Source organism: Ruegeria sp. BHSB058, assembly GCF_059613285.1.
In genome coordinates this window covers 1-3,582 of sequence record NZ_JBXWSF010000153.1, presented here as the reverse complement: position 1 = coordinate 3,582, position 3,582 = coordinate 1, and the positions used below count along the sequence as shown (strand labels likewise).

The 3,582-nt window shown below is 62.5% G+C and carries 3 protein-coding genes; 2 read left to right on the top strand and 1 reads right to left on the bottom strand.

The window, feature by feature from the left end; translation table 11 throughout:
* The first annotated feature begins 134 nt into the window (after positions 1-134).
* Positions 135-716: an SCO family protein gene (locus AC2FNB_RS20745; RefSeq protein ID WP_496748641.1), complete on the top strand. Its 582-nt coding sequence runs from the start codon at positions 135-137 to the stop codon at positions 714-716.
* Positions 717-792: 76 nt separating this feature from the next.
* Positions 793-2,223 (top strand): amidase family protein, encoded by a 1,431-nt coding sequence (locus AC2FNB_RS20740; RefSeq protein ID WP_496748640.1) that lies wholly within the window; start codon positions 793-795, stop codon positions 2,221-2,223.
* Between the two features lie 303 nt (positions 2,224-2,526).
* Here AC2FNB_RS20740 and AC2FNB_RS20735 read toward each other — a convergent pair whose 3' ends face one another.
* Positions 2,527-3,288, bottom strand: coding sequence for an NAD kinase (locus AC2FNB_RS20735; protein WP_480751181.1), 762 nt, complete (start codon positions 3,286-3,288; stop codon positions 2,527-2,529).
* Positions 3,289-3,582 lie beyond the last annotated feature (294 nt).

Below are 3,582 nucleotides of genomic sequence, written 5' to 3'. Positions count from 1 at the left end.
AAGGAGAACCCGGATGCCGAAGGCAAGGGGCCATGGTTCCGCCGCGACCCCCGGATCAAGGAGATGATCGAGACCGAAGGCTACCTCGGTCTTGGCCTGGAAACCGACGAGGCCTTCATCAAGGACTGGTTCTGATGCGCCTTCCGAGGCTCGTGATGGCTCTGGCGGCGGTGGTCACGACGACCTCCGTCGCAGACGGTTCCGAGACCGCGCCCCTGCCCTTCGACGTGGGCGGCGCGTTCGAACTCACCGACCAATACGGTCAGCGCCGCAGTCAGGTGAACCCGAACGGGCATGGTCAGCTGCTGTTCTTTGGCTACGCCAATTGCCCCGGTATCTGCTCGGTTGCCATGCCGATGATGGCCGAGGCGGTCGACCGCCTGAAGGCCGAGGGACTGAGCGTGACACCGGTGATGATCACCGTCGACCCCGAACGCGACCAGCCCGGCAACATGGATGCGCCGCTGGCAAAATACCACCCGGAATTCGTCGGCCTGACCGGAACCAAGGCCCAGTTGCAGGTGGCCTATGATGCCTTCTCGGTCGAAAATGAACTGGCCTATGTCGATATCGAATACGGCCCAGTCTACAACCACGGCAGCTTTGTCTATCTGCTCGACGCGCAGGGAGACGTGCTGACCCTGTTCCCGCCGATCCTGACTTCGGACCGGGCGGTGGAACTGGCGCTGAAATACCTGACATCCGGCGGCGCGTGACCCGGCGTCACTCTCTGTGCCCGAGCTTGGACTTCCCGCCCCGCTGCCCCTAACCTGCGAGCGGGAGAACCGGATCATGACACAACAAGACCTTTGGCGACTTGACGCAACCGACATCGCTTCGCGCACCGTTTCGGGCGATCTGAGCGCCGAACTGGTCGTATCCGCCGCCATTGACCGCATGGACGTTATCAACCCGGCATTGAACGCCGTGGTGGAAAGCTGCGCCGATGCGGCGCGGGCGCGGGCGCGCGATCTGGACATGGCGCGCGCGCGCGGGGCGAAACCGGGGCCTCTGCACGGCGTTCCCGTCACCATCAAGATCAATGTCGATCAAAAGGGCTATGCCACGTCCAACGGCGTGCCCGCCCTGAAGGACCTGGTCGCCACCGACGATGCCCCCATCGTGCGCAGCCTTGAACGTGCGGGCGCGGTGGTGATCGGGCGCACCAACACGCCCGAGTTTTCCTTTCGCGCCGACACTGACAACCCGCTGCACGGGCGCACCCACAATCCGTGGGGCAAACATATCTCTCCCGGCGGTTCCTCCGGCGGCGCGGGCGCTGCGGTGATGGCAGGGATCGGCGCGCTGGCGCATGGCAACGATATCGGCGGCAGCCTGCGATTTCCCGCCGCCGCCAACGGCGCGAACACCGTCAAGCCGGGTCTGGGTCGCATACCGGCATGGAACCCCAGCCAGACTGCCGAACGTGGGATGCTGGCGCAATCCATGTCGGTACAGGGGCTGATCACCCGCAGCGCCCGCGATCTGCACCTGGCGATGCCCACGATGATCTCCCCCGATCCGCGCGATCCGTTCCACGTGCCGTTGCCGTGGCGGGGCGAGGCGATGGACGGCCCGATCAGGGTGGCCTTCACCAAGACCACCTTTGGCTATGACTTGCACCCCGAGGTCGACGCCGCGCTGAACACCGCGCGAGAGGCGCTGACGGATGCGGGCTATGTCGTCGAGGAGGTCGAGCCACCCGATGTGTTCGATTGCGGCCGTAACGGGTACCGCGCGCTGATGGGTGAGGTCTGGGCGCTGATGAAATCCGATATCGACGCCCACGGCTCGGACACGATTCGCGACATCTTCGACGTCTATTTTCAGGAGTTTCCTCCCTTCACCGACACCGAACTTGTTCGGATGATGGCGGCGCGCAGTCACTATGCGCGCCAATGGTCCATGTTTGCGCAGGACTACCCACTGGTTCTGACGCCCTTCCTGCCGCAACCGTTCTTCCGACCCGACCGCGACACCGAAGGCCCCGAAGGCGTGCACGAGGTGCTGGGATGTGCCGTCTATTCCTATGCAATGAATTTCATGGGCCTGCCTGCGGCATGCGTTCCCAGTCGATTGGCGGACCTGCCCGACGGCAGACAGCCCATCAACGTACAAATCGTGGCGCGGCGCTGGCGCGAAGATATGGCGGTGGACGCAGCCGCCGCAATAGAAGCCCGCGTCGGACGCATGTGCGACGCGCTTTGGGCACAAATGGGCTGAGAGTTTCGGGAAGCGCCCAACTGTCTAGCGACAGGCCGTATCACCAAAGAAATAAGCCCCGGGGAAATGCAGCTCGCTGCGCCCGGGGCCTGCATGCTAAAATATTCCCGGAGTTTGATGACGGGCGCGGCGTCAACCGCCCCCGCCAGCGCGAAACATTGCGCAATCATTTACTTAACGCCGCTTCGATGGCCACTCACTCCCATCAGGACGTTCACTCCGGGTAAGCTCACCCTAGACCAACCGAACCACCCTGAATGTGACCTCGTTCACATAAGCGAAAATTTTCCCCAAATTTCACGTTCAAGTGAACTGTTCCGAGATCAGGCGTTCCTCCAACCCGTGCCCCGGATCGAACAGGATGCGGTGTTCGATGGCCGGTTCCGACCGGATTTCGACCCAATCGATGTCAGGAAAGGAAATCGAATCGGCATCCGCCATGACCGGGCGCTTGTCGGCCTCCATTACGTCGAATCGCACATGCGCCGTCTTGGGCAGCAGCGCACCGCGCCAGCGGCGCGGGCGGAACGCGGCGATGGCCGTCAGGGCCAGAACATCCGACCCAATTGGCAGAATCGGTCCATGCGCCGAGTAATTGTAGGCGGTCGATCCGGCGGGCGTCGAAACCAGCGCCCCGTCGCAAACCAGTTCGGCCAAACGCAGCCGACCATCCACCGTGATCTTGAGTCGCGCTGCCTGTGGCCCGGCCCGGAGCAGCGACACCTCGTTGATCGCCAGCGCCTCATGCAGCGTGCCGGACTGGTCCATCGCCGTCATCGCCAGCGGGTTGATGATTTCTTCCTGAGCTGAGTCAAGACGCTCGGTCAGGCCGGTTTCGCTGTATTCGTTCATCAGAAACCCGATGGTTCCCCGGTTCATGCCATAGACGGGGACGTTCAGGTGCTGGGTATTGTGCAGCGTCCGCAACATGTATCCGTCACCGCCCAGGGTCACGATGACATCGGCGTCGCGCGGCGCCACGTTTCCGTACCGACCCACAAGGGTTGTGCGGGCGTCCTGCGCCACCTGCGCATCGCTTGCCAAAAAGGCGATTCTCTTTTTCATGTTTTCAGGTTTCCGGTCCTGCGCATTTGGTTCCGAAACAAACATACCTTTCCGCGATAGGCCAGACTTGACGCCCCAGCGGGCCAATTCGTCGCTTTACGGCCTTTCTCGCCCATTCAGTTTCCTATAGGAAATTCGCAAAACACACCCCAAGCATTGCGGAGCCCCCATGGACGCCAAAACTCGTACCGACGATTTTTTCACCCAATCTCTCGCGGATCGTGATCCTGAGCTTTACGGCTCGATCGCGTCGGAGCTTGGCCGTCAGCGCGACGAGATCGAGCTGATCGCGTC

Bases quoted from the DNA above. Each gene is read 5' to 3' on its own strand.
- AC2FNB_RS20745 (WP_496748641.1), top strand. From the start codon at position 135: ATGCGCCTTCCGAGGCTCGTGATGGCTCTGGCGGCGGTGGTCACGACG.
- AC2FNB_RS20740 (WP_496748640.1), top strand. From the start codon at position 793: ATGACACAACAAGACCTTTGGCGACTTGACGCAACCGACATCGCTTCG.
- AC2FNB_RS20735 (WP_480751181.1), bottom strand. From the start codon at position 3,288: ATGAAAAAGAGAATCGCCTTTTTGGCAAGCGATGCGCAGGTGGCGCAG.